General features: G+C 63.5%; 19 protein-coding genes. 18 read left to right on the top strand and 1 reads right to left on the bottom strand.

All coding sequences use genetic code 11. The features are described from left to right. The first annotated feature begins 4 nt into the window (after window positions 1–4). Window positions 5–3,901, top strand: a complete 3,897-nt coding sequence (rpoC, locus tag EDD25_RS06980; protein ID WP_134172640.1) for a DNA-directed RNA polymerase subunit beta' — start codon at window positions 5–7, stop codon at window positions 3,899–3,901. A gap of 71 nt (window positions 3,902–3,972) precedes the next feature. Here rpoC and EDD25_RS06975 read toward each other — a convergent pair whose 3' ends face one another. Beyond that, window positions 3,973–4,599 carry an acetate uptake transporter gene (locus tag EDD25_RS06975; RefSeq protein WP_134172639.1) on the bottom strand — a complete coding sequence of 209 codons (627 nt, stop codon included), beginning with the start codon at window positions 4,597–4,599 and terminating at the stop codon, window positions 3,973–3,975. Window positions 4,600–4,862: 263 nt separating this feature from the next. Between EDD25_RS06975 and EDD25_RS06970 the strand changes: the two genes are divergently transcribed. From EDD25_RS06970 to rpsG, 17 genes are all read left to right on the top strand, one after another. Beyond that, window positions 4,863–7,775 (top strand): GGDEF domain-containing phosphodiesterase, encoded by a 2,913-nt coding sequence (locus EDD25_RS06970; protein ID WP_166671219.1) that lies wholly within the window; start codon window positions 4,863–4,865, stop codon window positions 7,773–7,775. A 94-nt stretch (window positions 7,776–7,869) separates the two neighbouring features. After that, window positions 7,870–9,540, top strand: coding sequence for a GspE/PulE family protein (locus tag EDD25_RS06965; RefSeq protein ID WP_134172637.1), 1,671 nt, complete (start codon window positions 7,870–7,872; stop codon window positions 9,538–9,540). A gap of 17 nt (window positions 9,541–9,557) precedes the next feature. Continuing rightward, window positions 9,558–10,841, top strand: a complete 1,284-nt coding sequence (locus EDD25_RS06960) for a type IV pilus twitching motility protein PilT (protein WP_241986275.1) — start codon at window positions 9,558–9,560, stop codon at window positions 10,839–10,841. 3 nt (window positions 10,842–10,844) lie between these two features. Next, a complete protein-coding gene (locus EDD25_RS06955; RefSeq protein ID WP_134172636.1) occupies window positions 10,845–12,074 on the top strand; it encodes a type II secretion system F family protein in 1,230 nt (409 codons plus the stop codon). 123 nt (window positions 12,075–12,197) lie between these two features. After that, window positions 12,198–12,626, top strand: a complete 429-nt coding sequence (locus tag EDD25_RS18155) for a type II secretion system protein (protein WP_198418824.1) — start codon at window positions 12,198–12,200, stop codon at window positions 12,624–12,626. Window positions 12,627–12,720: 94 nt separating this feature from the next. Beyond that, entirely contained in the window at window positions 12,721–13,146 is a 426-nt protein-coding gene (locus tag EDD25_RS06945) for a type II secretion system protein (protein ID WP_134172635.1), read from the top strand. Beyond that, a complete protein-coding gene (locus EDD25_RS06940) occupies window positions 13,143–13,733 on the top strand; it encodes a PulJ/GspJ family protein (RefSeq protein WP_134172634.1) in 591 nt (196 codons plus the stop codon). The genes EDD25_RS06945 and EDD25_RS06940 overlap by 4 nt, the downstream gene beginning before the upstream one ends. Before the next feature lie 68 nt (window positions 13,734–13,801). Beyond that, complete coding sequence (locus EDD25_RS06935) at window positions 13,802–15,154, top strand: hypothetical protein (protein ID WP_134172633.1); 1,353 nt, start codon at window positions 13,802–13,804, stop codon at window positions 15,152–15,154. Between the two features lie 192 nt (window positions 15,155–15,346). Beyond that, on the top strand, window positions 15,347–16,390 hold the full coding sequence (pilM, locus tag EDD25_RS06930) for a type IV pilus assembly protein PilM (RefSeq protein WP_134172632.1): 1,044 nt from the start codon (window positions 15,347–15,349) through the stop codon (window positions 16,388–16,390). After that, entirely contained in the window at window positions 16,387–17,052 is a 666-nt protein-coding gene (locus tag EDD25_RS06925) for a hypothetical protein (RefSeq protein ID WP_134172631.1), read from the top strand. Before pilM ends, EDD25_RS06925 begins: the two co-directional genes overlap by 4 nt. A gap of 2 nt (window positions 17,053–17,054) precedes the next feature. After that, entirely contained in the window at window positions 17,055–17,798 is a 744-nt protein-coding gene (locus EDD25_RS06920) for a hypothetical protein (RefSeq protein ID WP_134172630.1), read from the top strand. A 16-nt stretch (window positions 17,799–17,814) separates the two neighbouring features. Continuing rightward, window positions 17,815–18,645: a prepilin peptidase gene (locus tag EDD25_RS06915; RefSeq protein ID WP_422386760.1), complete on the top strand. Its 831-nt coding sequence runs from the start codon at window positions 17,815–17,817 to the stop codon at window positions 18,643–18,645. Window positions 18,646–18,727: 82 nt separating this feature from the next. After that, window positions 18,728–19,666 carry a ribonuclease E domain-containing protein gene (locus EDD25_RS06910; protein WP_134172629.1) on the top strand — a complete coding sequence of 313 codons (939 nt, stop codon included), beginning with the start codon at window positions 18,728–18,730 and terminating at the stop codon, window positions 19,664–19,666. 80 nt (window positions 19,667–19,746) lie between these two features. Then, on the top strand, window positions 19,747–20,235 hold the full coding sequence (locus tag EDD25_RS06905; RefSeq protein WP_134172628.1) for a DUF6121 family protein: 489 nt from the start codon (window positions 19,747–19,749) through the stop codon (window positions 20,233–20,235). A 26-nt stretch (window positions 20,236–20,261) separates the two neighbouring features. Then, entirely contained in the window at window positions 20,262–20,933 is a 672-nt protein-coding gene (locus EDD25_RS06900) for a spermidine/putrescine ABC transporter substrate-binding protein (RefSeq protein ID WP_134172627.1), read from the top strand. Window positions 20,934–21,250: 317 nt separating this feature from the next. Next, window positions 21,251–21,625 (top strand): 30S ribosomal protein S12, encoded by a 375-nt coding sequence (rpsL, locus tag EDD25_RS06895; RefSeq protein ID WP_035834602.1) that lies wholly within the window; start codon window positions 21,251–21,253, stop codon window positions 21,623–21,625. Beyond that, entirely contained in the window at window positions 21,625–22,095 is a 471-nt protein-coding gene (gene rpsG / locus EDD25_RS06890) for a 30S ribosomal protein S7 (protein ID WP_134172626.1), read from the top strand. Before rpsL ends, rpsG begins: the two co-directional genes overlap by 1 nt. The last annotated feature ends 25 nt before the right edge of the window (window positions 22,096–22,120 follow it).

The raw sequence follows: 22,120 nt of genomic DNA, 5'->3' as shown, positions 1-22,120 counted from the left end.
GAAATTGCTCGACGTAACAACATTTGACGAGCTTCGCATTGGCCTGGCCACCGCTGACGACATGCGTCGTTGGTCGCACGGTGAGGTCAAGAAGCCCGAAACCATCAACTACCGCACGCTCAAGCCCGAGAAGGACGGTCTGTTCGGCGAACAGATCTTCGGCCCTTCCAGGGACTGGGAATGCTCCTGTGGCAAGTACAAGCGTGTGCGCTTCAAAGGCATTGTTTGTGAGCGCTGTGGCGTAGAGGTCACGAAGTCGTCGGTGCGCCGTGAGCGCATGGGCCACATCGAACTCGCCGCTCCGGTTACCCACATCTGGTACTTCAAGGGTGTGCCGTCTCGCCTCGGTTACCTGCTCGACATGGCTCCGAAGGACCTCGAAAAGGTCATCTACTTCGCCGCCTACATGGTCATCTCGGTCGACGAAGACGGTCGCCACCAGGACATGCCTGGACTCGAGAACGAGCTGCGCCTTGAGCTCAAGACCCTCGAGACCAGCCGTGATTCGCGCATCGCCGATCGCCTGCAGCGCCTCGAAACCGACCTCGCAGCGCTTGAGGCCGAGGGCGCCAAGAGCGACCAGAAGAAGCGCGCGAAAGACGCCGCCGAGAAGGAAATGAGCCAGATTCGCAAGTCTCTGGACGAGCAGATCGCACACCTCGAGCGCGTGTGGGAAGACTTCCGCACCCTCAAGGTCGGCGACCTGAAGCCCGAAGACTCCGTCTTCCACGAGCTCCAGGACCGCTTCGGCATGTACTTCGAGGCCTTCATGGGCGCCGAGGCCATCAAGAAGCGCCTTGAGGCCTTCGACCTCGTCAGCGAGAGCGAAAGCCTCCACCTGCAGATCGCTGAAGGCAAGGGTCAGAAGAAGATCCGCGCCATCAAGCGCCTTCGCGTGGTCAACGCGTTCATCATGACCGGCAACTCGCCGGCCGCGATGGTGCTCGACATCGTGCCGGTCATCCCGCCCGAGCTGCGCCCGATGGTGCAGCTTGACGGTGGCCGTTTCGCCACGTCCGACCTCAACGACCTCTACCGTCGTGTGATCAACCGCAACAACCGCCTGCGTCGTCTGCTTGACCTCGGTGCCCCCGAGATCATCGTGAACAACGAGAAGCGGATGCTGCAGGAGGCCGTCGACGCACTCTTCGACAACGGTCGTCGTGGTCGCCCGGTCACCGGTACCGGTAACCGCGCCCTCAAGTCCCTGAGCGACATGCTCAAGGGTAAGCAGGGTCGTTTCCGTCAGAACCTGCTCGGAAAGCGCGTTGACTACTCTGGCCGTTCGGTCATCGTCGTCGGCCCGCAGCTGAAGCTGCACCAGTGTGGCCTGCCCAAGCAGATGGCCCTGGAACTCTTCAAGCCGTTCGTGATCAAGCGCCTGATCGACCTGAGCCACGCTCAGAACATCAAGGCTGCCAAGCGTATGGTTGAGCGTTCACGCCCGCAGGTCTGGGACGTGCTCGAGGAGATCATTCGCGAGCGCCCGGTTCTTCTGAACCGTGCACCGACCCTGCACCGCCTGGGCATCCAGGCCTTCGAGCCTCAGCTCGTTGAGGGTAAGGCCATCCAGCTGCACCCGCTCGTCTGCGCGGCGTTCAACGCCGACTTCGACGGTGACCAGATGGCTGTGCACCTTCCGCTCTCGGTTGAGGCCCAGGCCGAGGCACGCATCCTGATGCTCGCCTCGAACAACATCCTGAAGCCGTCTGACGGTCGTCCGGTAACCCTGCCCACACAGGACATGATCATCGGTCTGCACCACCTCACGACGATGAAGGAAGGCGTAATCGGCGAAGGCCGTGCCTTCACCAACGTCGCCGAGGCGATCCTGGCCTTCGACCAGAAGTCACTCGACCTGAACGCCAAGGTTCGCATCCGTCTTGCCGACAAGTACTTCGCCGAGGGCACGCAGCCTGAAGGCGTGGAGCTCGTCAATGGGCAGGCTGTTGGAACCGTACTGGTCACCACCAGCCTGGGTCGCGCCATCTTCAACGAGGCGCTTCCGGTTGACTACCCGTACTTCGAGCAGGTGGCCGACAAGGTCACCATGTCGACGATCGTCAACGACCTGGCCGAGCGGTACGTGAAGGTCGAAGTGGCCGCCACGCTCGACCGGATCAAGGACGCCGGGTTCTACTGGGCTACTCGCTCCGGTGTGACCGTCGCGCTCAGCGACATCCTGACGCCTCCGAACAAGAAGGAGATCGTCAGCACGTACGAGAAGCTGGCCGCAAAGGTTCAGGCGCAGTTCGAGAAGGGTCTCACGACCGACCTCGAGCGTCGCCAGGAGCTCATCCAGATCTGGACCAGGGCAACTGAAGACGTGGCCAAGGCCATGCAGGCGAACATTCCGGCTGACAACACGATCAACCGTATGGTCACCTCTGGTGCTCGTGGTAACTGGCTGCAGGTGCGAAACATCGCCGGCATGCGAGGCCTCGTGAACAACCCGAAGGGTGAGATCATTCCTCGCCCGATCATCTCGAGCTACCGCGAAGGCCTGTCCGTCGCCGAGTACTTCATTGCTACTCACGGTGCTCGTAAGGGACTGGCTGACACGGCTCTTCGTACCGCTGACTCGGGGTACCTCACCCGTCGTCTCGTGGACGTCTCGCAGGATGTCATCATCCGCGAAGACGACTGCGGCACGACCAAGGGTCTCGAGTTGCCGATCGGTGACCGGGATTCCGCTGGCGTGCTCGGCGTTCACCCGAACGTTGAGAACGCGGTCTACGCTCGCAGCCTGGCCGCACCCGCGGTCGACGCCGCTGGCGTGGTTGTGGCCGAGGCCGGCGCCGACGTGGGAGATGTGCTCATCGCGCAGCTCATCGCGTCCGGTATCGAGACCATCAAGGTTCGCTCCGTGCTGACGTGCGAGTCGTCCGTTGGTGTTTGTGCGGTCTGCTACGGCCGTTCGCTCGCCACGGGCCAGCTCGTCGACATCGGTGAGGCCGTCGGTATCATTGCCGCGCAGTCCATCGGTGAGCCCGGCACCCAGCTGACCATGCGTACCTTCCACACGGGTGGGTCGGCATCCGCTGACGACATCACCCAGGGTCTGCCGCGTGTTCAGGAGCTCTTCGAGGCTCGCACCCCCAAGGGTGCGTCGCCCATCGTTGACTCCGCCGGACGCATCACCATCGAGGACAGCGACAAGGGCCGTAAGGTCATTCTCACGCCCGACAACGGTGATGAAGCGATTGCCTACCCGGTACTCAAGCGTTCGACCCTTCTCGTTGAGGACGGCCAGCACGTTGAGCTCGGAACGCAGATCATCATCGGCGCCGTCGACCCGAAGGAAGTTCTTCGCGTCAAGGGCGTTCGCGCGGTGCAGAAGCACCTCGTGGGCGGTGTGCAGGACGTTTACCGTTCGCAGGGTGTACCGATTCACGACAAGCACATCGAGGTCATCGTTCGTCAGATGCTTCGCAAGGTGACTGTCGTTGAGCACGGCGACACCGGCCTGCTTCCGGGCGAGCTCGTTGACCGGTTGAAGTACAACGACCTCAACCGCAGCGCGCTCACCGAGGGCAAGAAGACGGCTTCGGCTCGTCAGGAGGTCATGGGTATCACCAAGGCATCCCTGGCCACCGAGTCCTGGCTGTCGGCCGCTTCCTTCCAGGAGACCACCCGGGTTCTGACCCAGGCGGCCATGGAAGGCAAGAGCGACCCGCTGATGGGCCTCAAGGAGAACGTGATCATCGGTAAGTTGATCCCGGCCGGAACCGGTCTCCCGCGTTACCGCGACGTCACCGTCGAGGCAACTGAGGAAGCCAAGGCTGAGCGTTACCCGAACCGCATCTTCACCGAAGATGCCACGTTCACCGAGGGTGACCTGAGCTTCGTTGATTTCGACAGCTTCCCGTCGGATGACCTGACTCCCGGTACGTACAACTAGCACCTGATACGAAAAGGCCCCCATCGCAAGATTGGGGCCTTTTTCGTACCCGGGGAACGGGCCGCAACGTGTTACGCGAGCGGACCCAGCGGGAAGACGGCGCGCTTCCACGTGGAGTTGACCGCCACGGCAGCCGAGCCGTACCAGGCGATGAGCGCGGTCGCGATCCCGATCCAGCCGGCCAGCTGGTGGATGGCCGCGCTACCCGAGAAAGCGCCGATCGTGAGGCCCAGAAAGGTCAGTGTGGCGGCGATGAACAGGGAAAGCAGCATGACATTGGTCCTCGCTGCGGCGATGGTCATGTACACGGTGAAGAGGGTCCAGGCGAGCAGGAACGCGCCGATTCCGGCGGCGCCGGCAGCGGCCTCGGTCTCCGGATGGGTGAGCAGCCACCAGAAGGCGAGCCAGAACGCCCCATATGATGTGAACGCGGTCGCGCCGAAGGTGTTGCCCTTGATGAACTCCCACATGCCCGCGGCGAATTGGGCGATTCCGCCGTAGAACACGGCGAGGCCGATCACGGCGGCGCCCGCAGTGGGAATGAGCCCGGAGTTGGCAAGGCTGAGAACGAACGTGGTCAGGGCAAACGCGCCCAGTCCGAGTGCCGCCGGGTCGGCGATCGCTATGCGCGGCGCGGGTTCCGTGACGGGGGTGGTTTCCGGGCGAGCCGGACGGGTGGGGTTGAGAACGGTCGTCATTCGGACACTCCAATGTGTGGGCCGGGACTGTGCGACTTCGTGTCGCCAAAATGTGAACATAAGCGGGAAGCAGCTCGAGTATGACACTCCGGCTCACCTTTTGCCACCTGAAACCCGGAGAAAGGGCGGCTGATGCGGCTCAACTGACACCGAGTGTCACGTCGCTGTTCCGGCTCCCTCCTCGGCGCTCCTGTGGTGCCCCGAGGCCGCGTAGGCTTCTCGGGACCGTGTGCACTTCTGACAGGGGAGAACAGAGGAACAGCATGCAGGTAGCAGGACGCGTTGGGGCGGTGTTCGTCGTGGCCGTGGGCCTCCTCGTCCTGATCGGCTGGTACACGCAGACCACGGCGCTCACGACAGTGCTCCCGGGCCTTGTCCCAATGAAACCGACCACTGCCGTCGCGCTGATCCTGCTGTCGCTGTCCCTGGTCACGCAGCGGTCGGTGAGCTTGAGCCTGGCCGTCGTCGCCATTGCGCTGGCATTGGTGACCCTGGCCGGGTACGCGATCGGGTCCACGTTCGGCATTGCCGGTTGGGTGCCGGGGATCGACCTGGCCGGCCGGGAACCGCGAATGGCGCCGAGCACGGCGGTGGGCATGATTCTGGTCGGCGAGGCCGTCATAGCGGGCAGGCTGAATCGCACGACCCTGATGCAGGTCTTCGCGCACGCCTCGCTCCTGGTCAGCCTGATCGCCCTGCTCGGCTATGCCTACGGCGTCTCGTCGCTGTACACCGTGGCGGGATTCACGAGTGTCGCGCTGCACACTGCGTTGGGAATTGCGGCCTTGTCCGTGGCCGTCCTGCTGCAGAATCCCACGGTCGGGCTGGTCGGACTGCTTCGCGATCGTGGCAGCGCCGGGGAGATGACGCGCAGGTTCGTGCCGTTCCTCTTTATCGGCCCCTTTTTACTCGGCGGGCTGCGTCTCTGGGGCCAAAGTCAGCGCTGGTTCGACGCGGTGTCCGGCGTCGCCATCCTGATCGCGAGTGTCACGGTACTGGGCATCGTCCTGACCTGGATCGCCGCCATGAAGTTGCGGGAACTCGACCGGCAGCGCGACGAGGCGATGCACGCTTTGGCGACGGTCAACCACACCCTTGAGGATGCCGTCGGTCACCGCACCCGGGAGCTTGCTGAGGCAGCCGACACGCTTCACACCTTCATCAAGATCGCTCCTGTGGGCATCGTGCAGCTGGATTCCGCGGGCGGGCTCCTCACCGCGAACGACCAGTGGCTGGCACTGAGCGGCCTGAGCCTGCGTGAATCCCTGGCCGACGGATGGGTGAAGGCCATGCACCCCGACGACCTCGACCGGGTGTCCGCAGAGTGGGGCGAGGCCGTCGCCGCGGGGATCGGCTACGAGACGGCCCTGCGCTTTCGCACCCCGGCGGGCCGGGTGAACTGGGTCCAGGTCAGTACCGCCCCGATCCATGACCAGGATTCCCTCGCCGCCACCGGTCACCTGGGCACCGTGACCGACATCACCGAACTTCGAGACGCCGAAGAATCAGCCGCCGCCGCGCGGGCCCGTTTCGAGGCGGCCTTCGCATCCTCGCCGCTGGGCACGGCGATCGTCTCGCTCGACGGCGAGGTGCTGGAGGCCAACAAGCGGTTTTTCGACCTCGCCGGGCGATCTGCCGCCGTGGTCGCAGCTCACATTGACGAGATCTTCATGCCCGTCGGAGACCGTGGTGACGATCGGCCCCGCCTCACGGACGGACCGTTCACTCGCCAGCGCATGGACCGGCGGATGCGACGCGGCGACGGGGAAGAAACCTGGGTCAAGGTCAGCATTGCCGAGATCAGCGAGGGAGAGCACACCGGGGGGCTCCTGTACCAGCTGGAGGACATCACCGCCCGCCGGCTGGCCGAGGCGCGGGTGGAGCACCTCGCGTTCCACGATCCGCTGACCAACCTGCCCAACCGCCGTCTGTTGCTCGACCGGCTCAACCAGGCCCTCCTGCTGTCCGCCCGAAACGGCCACGGCGTCGCCGTGCTGTTCATCGACCTCGACCGTTTCAAGTTCGTCAACGACAGTCTCGGTCACTACGCCGGGGACGCCGTGCTCGCCGAGGTCGGCATCCGGCTGCGGATGACCGCCCGGTCAACGGACACCGTCTCCCGCATTGGCGGCGATGAGTTTGTCGTGATCTGCCCCGATGTCGGCAGCAACCGGGACGTGAATAAGATCGCTGATGCCCTGCAGAAGGTCATCGCCGAGCCGGTGCTGATCGGTGACCAAATGGCATCCGTCGATGCCAGCATCGGCATCGCTTTCGGTCAGGGCCATGACGATGCCGAATTGCTCCTGCGCAACGCGGACCAGGCCATGTACCTGGCGAAGGACCGAGGCCGGGCACGCTACGAGGTGTTCGACGACGACTTGCGCGGCCGGATCGAGCGTCGGCTCGACACCGAGCTGGCCCTGCGCGACGCGGTGCAGCTCGGCGAGATCGAGACCTGGTTCCAGCCGATCGTCGATCTGCAGCAGCAGACGGTCGTCGCCACGGAGGCGCTCGCTCGATGGCGTCGCCCGGACAAGGGCCTCGTCTCCCCGGGGGAGTTCATCGCGATCGCCGAGGAGGTCGGTCTGATCAAGGGGATCGGCACCACCGTGCTGGGCCAGGCGTGCCGGGCAGCCACGTCTCTGGGCGGGCGCATGGCCGTGAGCGTGAACGTGTCCCCGCGGCAGTTCGTGCAGGACGACTTCGGCGTGTTCGTGAAACGCATGCTCAAGGAAACCGGCCTTCCGGCGGACCAGCTGTGGCTCGAACTCACGGAGAGCGCGGTGCTCGAGGCGATCGACTCCGCCGCTCGCACCTTCCAGGAACTTCGGGCACTCGGCGTGCGCCTGGCCATCGACGACTTCGGCACCGGCTATTCGTCTTTCAGCCACCTGCGGTCATTCACCGTTGACCTGCTCAAGATCGACCTGACCTTCGTGCGAGACGTTGAGCGTTCGGACCACGACAGGGCCATCGTTGAGGGCATCGTGCGTCTGGGTGATTCCCTCAACCTCGACGTCGTCGCGGAGGGAATTGAAACAACCGGGCAACGAGACCTCCTGACGGAGATGGGCTGTCGCTATGGGCAGGGCTACCTCTTCTCGAAACCCAGCCCGGTCGTCTTTCCCAATGTTCACTTCGGCGACCTGCTTGAGGCGGCGAGCGGCGATTGATCGCCTTATCCCCCCTAAATAGGTTACAAAAGGATCGTCAGGGGCCGGCATTGGATATAGGCTCACAGCTAAGTGATCTGATCGGGGGAGGCCCGTGGCAACCCTGACCGAAATTTTGATCCTGCACGGCCTGCTCCCCATTGAAGTGCTCGACACGCTTCTGGCGGGGGATCCGGCCGACGAGAGCGCCGTTCGCGATTTGGTGGCCAGCGGTGTGATCACCGAGGTGCAGTTCGCCAAGGCCCGGGCGCAACAGGCCGATCTTCCCTTCGTGGAGCTCGTGGATTACCCGGTGGATCGGCTGGCCGTCGCCCTCGTCACGCCCGGGGTGTGCCGTCGCCACGAGGTGCTTCCCATTGCGATCGTCGACGGTCGCCTGTTGCTGGCCATGGTCGACCCCGGCAACGTGTTCGCCCTCGACGATGTGCGCGAGGCATCGCACCTGCAGGTGAAGGTGGTTGTGGCGGAACGCGCTGACCTGATGGCCGCCATCGCCCGCTACCACCGTGCCGACGATGAGCTCACCAACCTCACGACCACCCTGGAAGAAGAACACGCACCGGCCGACACGGCAGCCTTCGGGGTGTCGGAGTCCCTCGACGACGATGCTCCGATTGTGCGGTTCGTCAACCTGCTCGTCAGCCAGGCGATTCAGGACCGCGCCTCGGACATCCACATCGAACCGGCCGAAGAGAGCCTCGTGGTGCGATACCGCATTGACGGCGTGCTGCATGAGATGCAGCGAGCACCCAAGAGCATCCAGAACGGGGTGATCTCCCGGCTGAAGATCATGAGCGACATCGACATTTCTGAGCGCCGTAAGCCGCAGGACGGTCGCATGTCGGTGAGCCATGGCGGACACAAGATCGACCTGCGTGTGGCCACGCTGCCGACGGTCTGGGGCGAGAAGATCGTTATGCGAATCCTGGACAGTTCCATGGCCAAGGTGAGCCTGCGTGACCTGAATCTGCTTGAGGGAAATTTCAACGCCTACAAGACGGCGTACTCCAAGCCCTACGGCATGATCCTGGTGACCGGGCCCACCGGATCCGGCAAGTCCACAACGCTGTACACGACGCTGAATTCCGTTGCCCGGCCGGAGGTCAATGTGATCACGGTCGAGGACCCGGTGGAATACCGGATGGCAGGCATCAACCAGGTGCAGGTGAACCCCAAGGCCGGCCTCACCTTTGCGAGTGCCCTGCGCTCGATCCTCCGTTCCGACCCTGACGTCGTTTTGATCGGTGAGATTCGCGACCACGAGACCGCGCAGATCGCGATCGAAGCGGCGCTCACCGGACACCTCGTGCTCTCCACGCTGCACACGAACAATGCTCCCAGCGCCATTACACGACTCACCGAAATGGGCATTGAGCCGTTCCTGGTGGGCTCGGCCATCGACTGCGTGGTCGCCCAGCGGCTCGCGCGACGGCTGTGTGATCGCTGCAAGGCACCCGACGACCGGGATGTGGATGAACTGAGACTTCTCAATTTCGGGGTCGACCCCGACCTTGCTGCGCCCCGCATCTATCGCCCCGTCGGTTGCGCGACGTGCTCCAAAACCGGCTACCGCGGCCGCATCGCGATCCACGAGGTGATGACCGTCTCGGAGGAAATCGAGAGGCTCACGGTGGCACGTGCCTCCAGCGCCGAAATCGCGAGGGCAGCGCGCAAGCAGGGAATGATTTCCCTGCGGGAAGATGGTTGGGCCAAGGTGTTGCTTGGGCTGACCTCCATACAAGAAATCTTGCGCGTTGTCGCATAGAGCACTGGATAAGGACTATGACCAATCCGATCTATGAAATCCCAGTGATTGCGAATGTCGTCGGCCACGACGATGACGGCGCTGCGACTGCCGAAACCCGGGAGCGAGAATACCTGACGTCCCCCGACGACACCACCCTTCGTTCCCGCTTGCGGGAAGAACCGCTGACTCCCGACAAAGACCTCCTGCGTGCGCTCAAGATCGTGCTCGAACTGGACGCCTCCGACCTGCACATCACCGTCGGCGCGCCGCCCAGCATCCGTCTGGATGGTGCCCTGCGGCCGGTTGAGGGAACGACGAAGTGGATGGGCGACAAGGTCACCACGGCTCTCTTCAGCCTGTTGACGCGCGATCAGCGGGAGGAGTTCGAGCGTGAACTCGAGCTGGACTTCGCCTATACGGCCGGGGGAGCTCGTTTTCGTGTCAACTACTACCTGCAGCGCAACTCGGTGGGCGGTGCTTTTCGGTTGATCCCTCGTGAGATCAAGCCCCTGGCCGAGCTCGGGGTGCCGGATTCCGTTGCCCGATTCGCGCAATTGGCCCGTGGCCTCGTGCTCGTGACCGGACCGACCGGTTCGGGTAAGTCAACCACCCTCGCTGCGCTCATCGACCTCGTGAACCAGACTCGGGCCGATCACATCGTCACCGTCGAGGACCCGATTGAATTTCTGCACCGGCACCAGAAGTCCCTCGTGAATCAGCGTGAGGTGGGGCACGACACGCACAGCTTTGCGGCGGCGCTCAAGCATGTTCTTCGCCAGGACCCCGATGTGATTCTCATCGGTGAGCTGCGAGACCTGGAGACGGTATCCGTGGCGCTGACCGCCGCCGAGACCGGGCACCTCGTCTTTGCAACGCTGCACACGCAAGACGCGGCACAGACCATCGACCGCGTGATCGACGTCTTCCCGCCGCACCAGCAGGGGCAGGTGCGCGCCCAGCTCGCGGCGACACTGCAGGGCGTCGTGTGCCAGGCCCTGGTGAAAAAGGTCGGCGGGGGTCGCGTTGTGGCCACTGAGGTGCTCGTGGGCACGTCGGCCATTGCTAACCTGATTCGCGAGGGCAAGACGTACCAGATCGCCTCGGCGATGCAGGCCGGTCGCTCTCTCGGGATGCACACGATGGACCAGCACCTCGCCGATCTCGTGAATGCCGGCCAGATCACCCGCCATTCAGCCGAGGAAAAGGCCCAGGACATTGAGGGGCTCACTCAGCTGATTCGCCGCGTGGACGGGGACGCGGGCTCGATGGGATCGGGCGGTATCGACTTCGGCGACTCCTACTCGCCCGGAAACGGCTAAAAGATGCCCACCTCAGTCGCCTTCGCATACAAGGGGCGCAACGCCGCCGGCAAGGTCGTGAAGGGGCGACTCGATGCCTCCTCGGAGAGCGCGGCGACGACGCGAATCCGCACCATGGGGCTTGCCCCCATTTCCGTCGCCGAAGTGGCTGTGGGCACGGGGCTCAGCCGCGAGATCAACATACCCGGCATGACCAAACGGGTGGGCCTCAAAGACCTCGCCGTCATGAGCCGTCAGATGGCGACCATGACCTCGGCCGGGCTGTCTCTGCTGCGCACGCTCAACATCCTTTCCGAGCAGACCGAGAACAAGGAACTCGCGAGGATTCTGACCGCCGTGCGCAACGACGTGGAGTCCGGGGGATCCCTGTCTGCGGCAATGGTGAAGCATTCGACCGTCTTTCCGCCGATCATGATCAACCTCGTGAAGGCCGGTGAAACCGGCGGTTTCCTCGAGAGTTCGCTCAACTCGGTGGCCAACAACTTCGAGTCGGAGGGCAAGCTCCAAGACACGATCAAGTCGGCCATGGCATACCCCACCATCGTTCTGATCATGGCCGTCCTGGCTGTGATCGGAATGCTCACGTTCATCGTGCCCGTTTTTGAGAAGATGTTCGCAGGATTCGGGGGGCAGCTGCCCCTGCCCACACAGATATTGGTTGTTCTGTCCTCGATGATGACGTGGTTGCTGCCGCTTCTGATCGTGGCCGGCATCGCGTTCTCGATCTGGTGGCGCGCCAATAAGAACACCGAGCGCGTGCGCAAGATCGTCGACCCGGTCAAACTCAAGGTGCCGGTTTTCGGCCCACTCATGCAAAAGCTCGCAATTGCCCGTTTCAGTCGCAACTTCTCCACCATGATCGGCGCCGGTGTGCCCATTCTGCAGTCGCTCACCATCGTGGGGGAGACCTCGGGCAACTGGGTTATCGAAGCTGCCCTGCGCAAGGTGCAGGAATCGGTGCGCCAGGGCATGTCGATAGCCGGTCCGCTGTCACTAGAACCCGTATTTCCCCCGATGGTTGTGCAGATGATTGCCGTCGGTGAAGACGCCGGAGCGCTGCAAACGATGCTCAGCAAGATCGCGGACTTCTACGACCAGGAAGTGCAGTCAACGGCGGAGCAGCTCACCGCTCTGATCGAGCCGCTCATGATCGCGTTCATCGGCGTCGTCATCGGCGGCATGATCGTAGCCCTGTATATGCCGATGTTTTCCATCTTCGAGTACATCAAATAACGTTCTACCCTCTATTTGGGGATTGATTTGCATAATGCTCACATTTGGTAGTGCTACAGGCGTTAAGCTCACCTCAGGCGCGCGAAGGTTCTCACGGCCGGTATACAGAGAAGGAACTCACATATGTTCAGTAAGCTCACCGGACCGCTCGCCCGCAAGCGCGCTTCCCTCAACAAAGAAGACCAGGGATTCACGCTCATCGAGCTCCTCGTGGTCGTCATCATCATCGGAATTCTTGCCGCGATCGCGATTCCGATCTTCCTCGGCCAGCAGGACACTGCGAAGGACAAGGCTACCTTGGCTCAGATCACGAACGCCAAGACCGCTGTGGTGGCGCAGCTTGTTAGTGGAACGGCGGCCCCCTTCATGATGGTTGGTGTCACAGATTTCACGGAAAGCGCCGACATCCCCGTCGTGATCTCATGGGACACCGAGAACACGTCCTTCTGCATTTCCGGCTCCGCCCTCTCGGGCGGCCACCTTGCTGCCATTACTGACAAGGGTGCGGCCGTCGCTGGGGCCACGTGCACAGCTGGAGCACTAGTGCCGTAACACGTTCGCTGCTTTGAGAGCGATGGGGCGCCGCGCACCGGCGCCCCATCGCTCTACTAATCCATGGTGATGGAATCCGTAGAAGGGGGCTGAAGTGGACAACGCCGCAGACGCCGACTCCGTGCGAAACGATTCTGGTTTTGGACTGATCGAGATAATCGTCTCGATGTTCCTGCTCGGGCTTCTGGCAATTGCTTTTCTTCCTCTCCTCGTCACCTCGATGAAAACAACGGTCGTCAACTCGACGACCGCCACAGCGACACAGTTGGTTAGCCAGCAGATGGAACTGGCGCGCGGGGCTGGAGACACCTGCGCTGCCATCACGGCATTTCATCTCGCCGTTATCGACGTTGTGCCCGACGCCCGGGGTGTCAGCTATCAGCCTGTTCGCACGGTGGGCCCCTGCTCGGCAGCCTTGGCCGACTATCCCGCAACTGTGAAAGTCACTGTCTCGGTCATCCCGTCCACCGGTGCGACCGTGAGCGCGACGACTTTGATCTACCTGCGAGCTCCTTCATGAACATCACACGCGGTGTGGGCCGGTCATCCTCGAACGGTGGCTTCACCCTGATCGAGCTGTTGGTTTATTCCGCGCTGATGGTCGTAGTGCTGCTCATCGCCGGAGGGTTTCTGATCAACACCATGAAAGCGCAACGCACCGTTGACAACGCGACGCAGGCCAGCAATAGCGGTCAGCTTGTTACACGTTCCGTAGGCCACGGCGTTCGGAACGCCAGTTCTCTTTGGCACAGCCCCGCCGGCGCGGTACCGGAAGTGATCATGGCTCGCACTATGCGCTCAGACTCAGCCGGGACGTGGTTTTGTCAGGCCTGGGCCTACGACAACGGGTCGGTTAGAACGACCACCTCGACCAGCGCCATCTCGACAAACCAAACCTCAACAACGGTGGCAACCTGGACTCTCCTCGGCGACGGCATGCAGCGTGTTTCCGCTGGGACTACGCCCGTTTTCACCGTGACGGGTCGCCAAGTCGACCTCATTCTCGAAGCGAAGGTGGAGGGCGGCAAGGCCGTTCTGGTTCGCACCTCTGCGGTCACCCGCCAGCCGAATGCAGCGATAGGAGCGTCGCCGAAATGTTTCCCGTAGGACACCTAAGAGGTCTTCGTCAGAACGAACGGGGTAGCACCCTTATCGCGGTCCTTGGCGTCATGGCTGTGACCGCCATTGTCGCCGTCACGATCAGCGCCGCGACGATCAACGCTTTGGGTTTTACCAGCACGAGCAAGGCATCCGTTCAGGCACGGGCGGCGGCTGACGCAGGTGTAGACGTGGCCATCCGAAACCTTCGGACAACAAATGGCTGCATGGCTGACGCGAACGGCACCTTCACAAGCGCCGTATCGACTGTGCCTGTGTTTTCAGTGCTGCTCGAACACCTTGACCCCGTTCTCGGCTGGACCAAGGGGTGCCCGGACGTCACGACGACCTCAATGCGGATCACGTCCACGGGTGCGGCGCAGAGTCTTGGTGTCGCGGGCAAGACCTCGGGGGACAGCGCGGTAACGGAGGCCATCTTCACTTATGTGCCCATCATCGTTCAGGTTCCGCTGGATGGCGTCGCCGTCTATGCGCACAAGGTCAATGGTGTCCTAAAAAAGTTTGTCTTGTCATCCGCAAGCAATAGCGTGGCGACATCCGTGATGGTCCGAACCGGCGACGTCGAATGTACAAACGGTGCGAAGATCGGCGGAGACCTCGTCCTCGGCGATGGAAGCGCGAAACTAGATATGTGCGACGTGGCCGGATCTGTTCACGTGTCCAAAGACGTCACGATGAACAAGAGCAATATCGGAGTTGACGTGACCGCGCATGGTCTTGCGACCATCACGAACAGTGTTATAGGGGGCACCGTTACGTCGGGCCCGGCAGCTGCGCTGCCAGTGGTTCCCAACTGGGTCGACGTCAATTACAGCCAGGCAGAGTGGATCGCCCAGGGTTACAATTTCGTCAGCTGGACCGGTCCGTGCGCTATCAAGAAGGGCGACGTGGCCTGGACTGACCTGAAGGGATACACGCATCCTACGGTGGTTAACTTTCTCACCAAGTGCCCCACAACGGCAGTCACGACGAGCAACGCGATGGACACGGTCGCCTTGAACACGAACCTAGTCTTCATCGCCAATCAGTTCACGTTCGACAAGATCTACTTCACTTCCGCGGTTGATCGCCAGCTGGCATTCATCGTTCCCGACAAGGTCGCCGATGGGACGCCCACCTGCACACCTCCTGCGGGCCTGAACGGGGAGATCCGTCTCACCAGCGAAGCCGATTTCGGCACCACGATTTCCGCCATGGTTTATACGCCCTGCAAGGTATACAGCGACAGGAATGGGTTCCGCGGGCAGATCTACGGCGGCGAGATTGAGTTCGGTGAGCAGGCACAACTCAGCTTCGTCCCGGTCGGAATTGCGGGCGTTGACCTGGCGGGCGGCGTGACGGTATCAAAAGTTACTGGCGCCCAACTCGGTGCCCTCACGAGTCGTCGCCAACTGGCCGGCGGTGACTAGCGCCGCCGCGACTGGCGTCGGGGCATTCGGACCACTGATCGGCTCGTTTTTCAACGTGGTCATGTTCCGTATCCCGGCCGGTCGCTCGACCGAGTCGCCACACAGATGGCGTCAGCCCGAGCTCGACGACCCCGCAACTTGGCGCGGTCAGCTCGCGGAGAGAAGTGACCGGCTGATGAGGAGAAACCAGCAGTGACAAAGAACATCGTAGGAATCGACATCGGAACCTCCGGCATTCGTGCCGTGGAGTTAGCGGATGCCGGAAAGGCGTCCCCGAAGCTTGTTCGCTACCACGAGGTGCCATTGCCCGAGGGGGCGGTGAGCCGCGGCGAGGTCGTCGAACCCAACACCGTCGCCACCGCGCTCAAAACCCTGTGGTCGGCCGGAGGGTTCAAGAGCAAGCGCGTGGTTCTCGGCATCGGAAACCACCGCGCCCTCGCGCGAGACCTGGCCGTGCCCAAAATGTCGCTGAAACGCATCCGCGAAACGCTGCCGTTCCTGGTGCAAGACCTGCTGCCCGTGCCGGTCGCCGACGCACTCCTCGATTTCTACCCCATCTCCGAGAGCGCGGGCGAGAACGGGCCGGAAATCAACGGGCTGTTGATTGCCGCGGTGAAGGAAGCGGTGCTCGGCAACATCAGGGCGGTGCAACTGGCGGGACTGACCGTCGTCGAAGTCGATCTGATCCCGTTCGCGCTGAGCCGTGCCATTTCACGCGGTTCGACCTTCGAGGGGGCCGTGGCGCTCATCGACGTGGGCCTAGCGACCACCTCGATCGTGATCACCAGGGCAGGCGTTCCGGAATTCGTACGGTTGATTCCCGCGGGCGGTGGCGACGTCACGCAGGCCCTGATGCGTGGCCTGTCGATTGACGCGGATGCGGCGGAGGTCGCTAAGAGAGCGACCGGGCTGGTCCCGCTCGCCACGGCAACAACACCGGAGGCCGTCATCATCGCGGAGACCACGACCGAACTGCTCAACAGCCTGCGCAATACCGTGAACTACTTCGCGAACACGCGTCAGCACATACCGGTGACGGGCCTCGTGCTCACTGGCGGTGGCACCGAACTGGCGGGTTTCCCGGCAGCCCTCGGGGCGCTGACCCGGCTTCCCAGCCTCACGGCGGACCCGGTCAGCTCCGTAACACTGGGGCGCGGCGTCGACGCAACGACGCTGAACAACAACAAGGGCGCGTTTGCCGTGGCGCTCGGTCTGGCACTGGGGAGCACCGTATGAGCAAGAAACACTCTGCCGAGGTGATGAGCTTCGGTGCGGAACCGCGCATGGACTTGCTTCCTCCCGAAATCCGATTGATGAAGCGCGACAAGGCCACACGCTGGCGTCTCGGCGCCCTGCTCGTCACCGTGGTGCTCGTGGTCAGCGCCGGGATCGGCGCCTCCACGTTGCAGGCAACGTCGACGCAGGCCGAGCTCGCCGCCGAGCGGGAACGCACCGCGGAGCTGCTCGCTGAGCAGGTCCAATACGCCGAGGTGCACAAGGTGCAAACCGCCCTCGACATGACCCGGGCCGCGCGGGGGTTCGCTGCGTCAACCGAATTCGACTGGGCGGCATACGTCGCCGATATTCAGTTGCTGCTCCCCGCTGATGTGGGCATCGCGTCCGTCACCCTCGACGGTGCAAACCCGTTCATGGCTTACGAGCAGCCAACCACTCCGCTGCTGAACCCCAGACTGGCCACGATCACGATCAGGTTCACGTCCCCGGCGGTATCGTCGCTGCCGCCGTGGCTGGAAGTGATGTCAAGCCTGCCCGGATACGCGGATTCGCAGGCCCGCCTCACCTCACGCACGGCAGAAGGTACCTACTCGGTGGACTGGGTGCTTCACGTCAACGAGGAAGCACTTGCCCAGCGATTCTCAACTCCGGAAGGCGAGTAACCGTGGATAAGAACAGGCTGTGGGTCATCGGCACGGCGCTCGTCATCGTTGCCATCGTCTTGCTCGGCTGGGTACTCGGGATTTCACCCAAACTCACCGAGGCAAGTACAGCACAGGCAGAGCTGGCAGCCGCCACCTCTGAGAACGCCGTGCATGAAGTGCAGGGGGAGACGCTGAAGAAGCAGTTCGAGGGCCTCGGCGCACTGAAGGCTGACCTCGCCGCCCTGCAACTCTCCGTGCCGAGCTCCGCCGAGTTCCCGGCGCTGATTACCGAGCTCAATGCTATCTCCGAGGCCAGCCAGGTGGTCATTTCGAGTATCACGCAGAATGATGCCCAGGCCTACGACCCGACCCTGGCCGGGGTGGCGGTGGCTGCCCCGGCTCCATCCACCGAATCGGGCACGTCGGAGGTCGCTCCGGCGCCGAGCGAGGCGACCGCAGCGGTGGCCGGAGCGCCCGCGGCCCCGGTCGTGGACCCGCGCATCACAGCCGCGAATTTCGCAGCGATCCCGGTCACGTTTGTCGTCGACGGCTCCGCGGCCGGCGTGCTCGACTTCGTGTCCGGCATCCAACACGGCGAACGCCTCATCATGGTGACTGCGGTGTCAATGAGCGAGCCAGCAAACGTCGCTGGCGTTGAGGTCGGCGTGAGCGAGCCAGCCAGCGACACCGGCGTTGTGACCGGCTCCATCACGGCGTTCATCTACGTGCTCACGACCCCGACCACCCCAGCGGCGGCGCAGTGACGTTGGAGGGGCGACAGTGATCCTGTCAGTGTCGGTCCTCGGCGCCGTGCTCGCGGCCGTCTTCGGGCTGATGATTGGATCGTTCCTCAACGTCGTCATCTACCGGGTGCCCCGGGGGGAATCCGTCGTGTCGCCGCCGAGCGCGTGTCCACAGTGCGGAGCGCGTATTCGGCCGTTCGACAACATTCCCGTGATCTCGTGGCTCGTACTGCGGGGGAGGTGCCGCGACTGCGGTGCGCCCATCTCGCCGCGTTACCTTCTCGTGGAACTCGGCACGGCCGTCTTCTTCGGTGTCGTCGGGTGGTGGGCGCTGCAGAACGGCGTGCCGACTGAGGCCCCTGTCGCCCTCATCGTTGCCCTGGTCGCGTTCCTCTACCTCGCTGCGATCAGCGTCGCGCTCGGTCTCATTGACATCGAGACCCGGCGGCTGCCCAATCGCATTCTCCTTCCGGCATATTGGGTTGTCGCGGTTCTGTTGACCGCGGCGGCGCTCCTGGCCGGCGAACCCGAGCGGCTCTTGGTGGCGCTCGCCGGCGGTGCGGGCCTCTTCGCCCTGTACTTCGCCCTGGCCGTCATCCGCCCGGGCGGCATGGGCTTCGGCGACGTCAAGCTCGCGGGGGTGCTCGGCCTGTACCTGGGCTGGCTCGGCTGGGGCGAACTCGCGGTCGGCGCCTTCGGGGCGTTCCTGCTCGGGGGCCTCTTCGGCGCCGTGCTGCTCGCCGCACGGCGCGCGGGGCGAAAGAGCAGCATCCCGTTCGGTCCGTGGATGCTCGTGGGAGCATGGATCGGCATTCTCTTCGGCGACACCATTGCGCACGGCTATCTGAGGCTCTACGGTTTGGCGTGACGCGCCGAGCCTGCGGGCATACGGAGAAAGGCCTTGGTACTATGTCCCGGTCAGCCACCATTCAGGCCACGAGGAGTGCAGCATGAGCGACATCACATCCAATGACGGCAAGAAGAATCCCGAGACGGATGCTGCGACGCCGGTTGAGCACGAAGCCACCGAAACCGGTGGTGCCTCAACCGCCGCTGCCTCAACCACGGCCGACTCCGAACCTGGCGACATCGACTACGCTGCCGCCACGGAGGAGCCCGAGAGCGTCAACGGCACCGGATCGCACGCTGCCGCACCGAGCCTCGCCGACGACTATGCGGCACGCGACCACGCCCGCACGAACGACGACACGGAGGTCGTCACCCCCGTTGTTGCAGCCTCTGCTGCGTCCGAGCCCGTTGCGCCCGTTGCGTCGCCGACGCCCGTTCCGGTAGCCGACCCCACTCCCGTGGCGCCCCTCGCGGCCCAGACGCCCATTTACGTGCAGGCGCCGCAGAAGCCCGTCGATCGCAGCAACCGTGGTGGCGGCATTTTCATAGCCCTGATCGCCACAGCCATCTTCACGGTGCTCTACGCCGTAGCGATCTTCGTCATTGCCGGCTTCACGAGCGCGACCATCTCGGTCGCCGCGACGACGTTCACCGAATTCGCCGTTCGCCCGGTCTTCTACATCCCGGTCATCTTCTTCTTCCTGGCCCTGTCGATTCTCGTGGCCATCGTGAACCGCGGCGGCTGGTGGGCCTACGTGCTCTTCGGCTTCGTCGTGGCCGTCGTCGTGTACTTCTCCTACATCGGAGCAGCCCTTCTCACCGTGCAGGCCTGGACCCTCACCGCCGACGAAGCCGCACGCTTCCTCTCGACCCAGTGGTTGAACCTTGGTGCAATCACCGCCGCTGTGATCGCCCGTGAGGTTCCCGTCTGGACCGGCGCGTGGATCGCGCAGCGTGGAAAGCGCGTGACGAAGCGTAACCTTGAGGCTCGCGCGGAGTACGAGCGCGTTCTCGCCGATGGCCCGCACCTCTCCAACTAGTCGCTCACCGCACGGCGACTCCCTATCGGCGGACCGATAGATCCCGCCGAGGGGTCGCGATCCAGACGGAAGGAGTCTTCGTGCGCGAGTATCAGAAGTACGCGATTGTTCTCGCCCTTTTCGCAGCCGTTCTCTATGCGTCGCTTGTTGTTGCCGTGCTCGGTGTCGGAAGCCTGCTCACTAACGCCGACGTGATCCCGGACCCGCAGGCAGGCCCCCTGGTGGGGCCGAGCAGCGTGGGTGTGATCGTGGTGTTCGTCCTGGTTCGCATGGTGCTCATCGGGATCCGCACCAGGCCGGAGAACCAGCGCGTGATGCTCGCTTACTCGATCGTCACCGGCGTGGTCACCTGGGTACTGTTCCTGGCGGCCGGCGCAACATTCGTTCTCTTCGGAACCGGCGATATCCGCAGTGCGACGGCCCTGGCATCCGAGATGCTGCTCGCCCCCTTTGCCACCCTGGCGGGCCTGTTTGCCTTCCTGGTGAGCCTGCTGTACTCGTGGCTGCTCGCCGCCCATGTTGGCTCCGGTGGCCGGCCCCTGTGGCCGTGGGAACGCCGCGGCGAATAGGGCCTTTTTCGCGTATCCTTAGTGATATGGAGCGGTCCGTAGAGGCGCGGGTGAGCCACGAGGTTGATAATTGGTTGCGCTGGTTGCCGAGATGGCGGCCCGGCACCTATCGCAGTCGCGCCCGCCTGTGTCACCAATGCTTCGGTTCTCCGGTCATTGCCGCGGCCGGACTCAACGAAGACGTGCCACACGCCGTGCAGCACGCACTCGCGATGCGCATGAAGGTCGTGGTCGATGCATCCGTCCACGAATACACGGAGCAGCACTTGCCGCTGCTCGCTCGTGAGCTGCGCCTCGACGAAGCGAGGCGCGCCCGACGGCTCTATCGCCCGAACGAGGGCCTCGATCCCGAGCACAGGGGCCTCGACCTCGATCCGCCGACTGCACCGGAGGCGCCATACCTGTTCACCCTGGGCGAGCTCGCCGAGTTACCCGATGCGGAGGGGGCAGACCCCGAACCGGAGCCGGAACCGCCACCGCAGCCGCTCAGCGCCGAGGAGAAGGCGGCCGTTCTCGGTGAGGTTGCCATTGCCGACAGGTTTGCCGCCGAGGCCGGGCGTCGGCTGTGCGCAGAGCTCGCGTTGCACCGACAACGCATACGTGCGGCCGTCGCCGAATTCGTCGAGCCGCAGGTGCAGGCCCTGCTCGCCGACCTTGAAAGCACGCTCGACTCGCCGCTGTGGCGTCGCGGATCCTGAGCCTGGTCGGCCCGGTTCACCCCATTTGACCGCAGGCATCCCGGCAGGTTACTGTTGCAAGGTGTGCGCTTTGTCGTGCGCCTTAAGCGTGCCCCGGGCTGCTCCTGAAACATGAGTAGTAACGACACATAGACAGCCGCGGCAGCCACACTGCAGGGTTTGCTCACCGAGCAGCCCCCACGGCATACCCATCGAACCGAACGGAAGCGATTCCGTGAGGAAAGACGGGTCCAGATGAACTCGGTGCGCCGGCAACGGCTCGTCGAATGCTAACCATCACAAAGCTGTCACCGTGCAGCAATAACAAGGAGTAATTAGTGCCCACCATTCAGCAGTTGGTCAGAAAGGGCCGCAGCCCCAAGGTCACCAAGACCAAGGCTCCCGCCCTCAAGTCCAACCCGCAGCAGCGCGGCGTATGCACCCGTGTATACACGACCACCCCGAAGAAGCCGAACTCGGCTCTGCGTAAGGTCGCCCGCGTCAAGCTGTCCAACGGCACCGAGGTCACCGCCTACATTCCCGGCGAGGGCCACAACCTGCAGGAGCACTCGATGGTGCTCGTGCGCGGAGGCCGTGTTAAGGACCTTCCCGGTGTGCGTTACAAGATCATTCGCGGCGCACTGGACACCCAGGCCGTCAAGAACCGCAAGCAGGCTCGTAGCCGCTACGGCGCAAAGATGGAGAAGAAGTAATGCCTCGTAAAGGTCCCGCTCCTAAGCGTCCCGTAGTAGCAGATCCGGTTTACGGTGCCCCCATCGTCAGCCAGCTGGTCAACAAGATTCTCCTCGACGGCAAAAAGGGCCTCGCTGAGCGCATCGTTTACGATGCACTCGCCGGTGTCGCTGCCAAGAACGAGCTGGATGCTGTTGTCACGCTGAAGAAGGCACTCGACAACGTGCGCCCGACCCTCGAGGTGCGTTCGCGCCGCGTCGGTGGCTCCACGTACCAGGTGCCCGTTGAGGTCAAGCCGCACCGCGCCAACACCCTGGCGCTTCGTTGGTTGACGAGCTACGCCAAGGCGCGTCGCGAGAAGACCATGACCGAGCGTCTCACCAACGAGATTCTCGACGCGAGCAACGGCCTCGGCGCCGCTGTGAAGCGTCGTGAAGACACGCACAAGATGGCCGAGGCGAACAAGGCCTTCGCTCACTACCGCTGGTAGTCACGCACCATTGGTCGGGCACGTC

The organism is Cryobacterium psychrophilum (assembly GCF_004365915.1).
Classification (GTDB): domain Bacteria; phylum Actinomycetota; class Actinomycetes; order Actinomycetales; family Microbacteriaceae; genus Cryobacterium; species Cryobacterium psychrophilum.
The sequence above is the reverse complement of the archived record's forward strand: the minus strand, read 5'-3'. Positions and strand labels throughout refer to the sequence as shown.

What these genes read in the sequence shown, in the direction of transcription:
- rpsG (WP_134172626.1), top strand. Translation starts at nt 21,625, where the DNA reads ATGCCTCGTAAAGGTCCCGCTCCTAAGCGTCCCGTAGTAGCAGATCCG.
- EDD25_RS06910 (WP_134172629.1), top strand. Translation starts at nt 18,728, where the DNA reads ATGAGCGACATCACATCCAATGACGGCAAGAAGAATCCCGAGACGGAT.
- EDD25_RS06975 (WP_134172639.1), bottom strand. Translation starts at nt 4,599, where the DNA reads ATGACGACCGTTCTCAACCCCACCCGTCCGGCTCGCCCGGAAACCACC.
- EDD25_RS18155 (WP_198418824.1), top strand. Translation starts at nt 12,198, where the DNA reads ATGTTCAGTAAGCTCACCGGACCGCTCGCCCGCAAGCGCGCTTCCCTC.
- EDD25_RS06960 (WP_241986275.1), top strand. Translation starts at nt 9,558, where the DNA reads ATGACCAATCCGATCTATGAAATCCCAGTGATTGCGAATGTCGTCGGC.
- EDD25_RS06970 (WP_166671219.1), top strand. Translation starts at nt 4,863, where the DNA reads ATGCAGGTAGCAGGACGCGTTGGGGCGGTGTTCGTCGTGGCCGTGGGC.
- EDD25_RS06900 (WP_134172627.1), top strand. Translation starts at nt 20,262, where the DNA reads ATGGAGCGGTCCGTAGAGGCGCGGGTGAGCCACGAGGTTGATAATTGG.
- EDD25_RS06925 (WP_134172631.1), top strand. Translation starts at nt 16,387, where the DNA reads ATGAGCAAGAAACACTCTGCCGAGGTGATGAGCTTCGGTGCGGAACCG.
- EDD25_RS06955 (WP_134172636.1), top strand. Translation starts at nt 10,845, where the DNA reads ATGCCCACCTCAGTCGCCTTCGCATACAAGGGGCGCAACGCCGCCGGC.
- EDD25_RS06940 (WP_134172634.1), top strand. Translation starts at nt 13,143, where the DNA reads ATGAACATCACACGCGGTGTGGGCCGGTCATCCTCGAACGGTGGCTTC.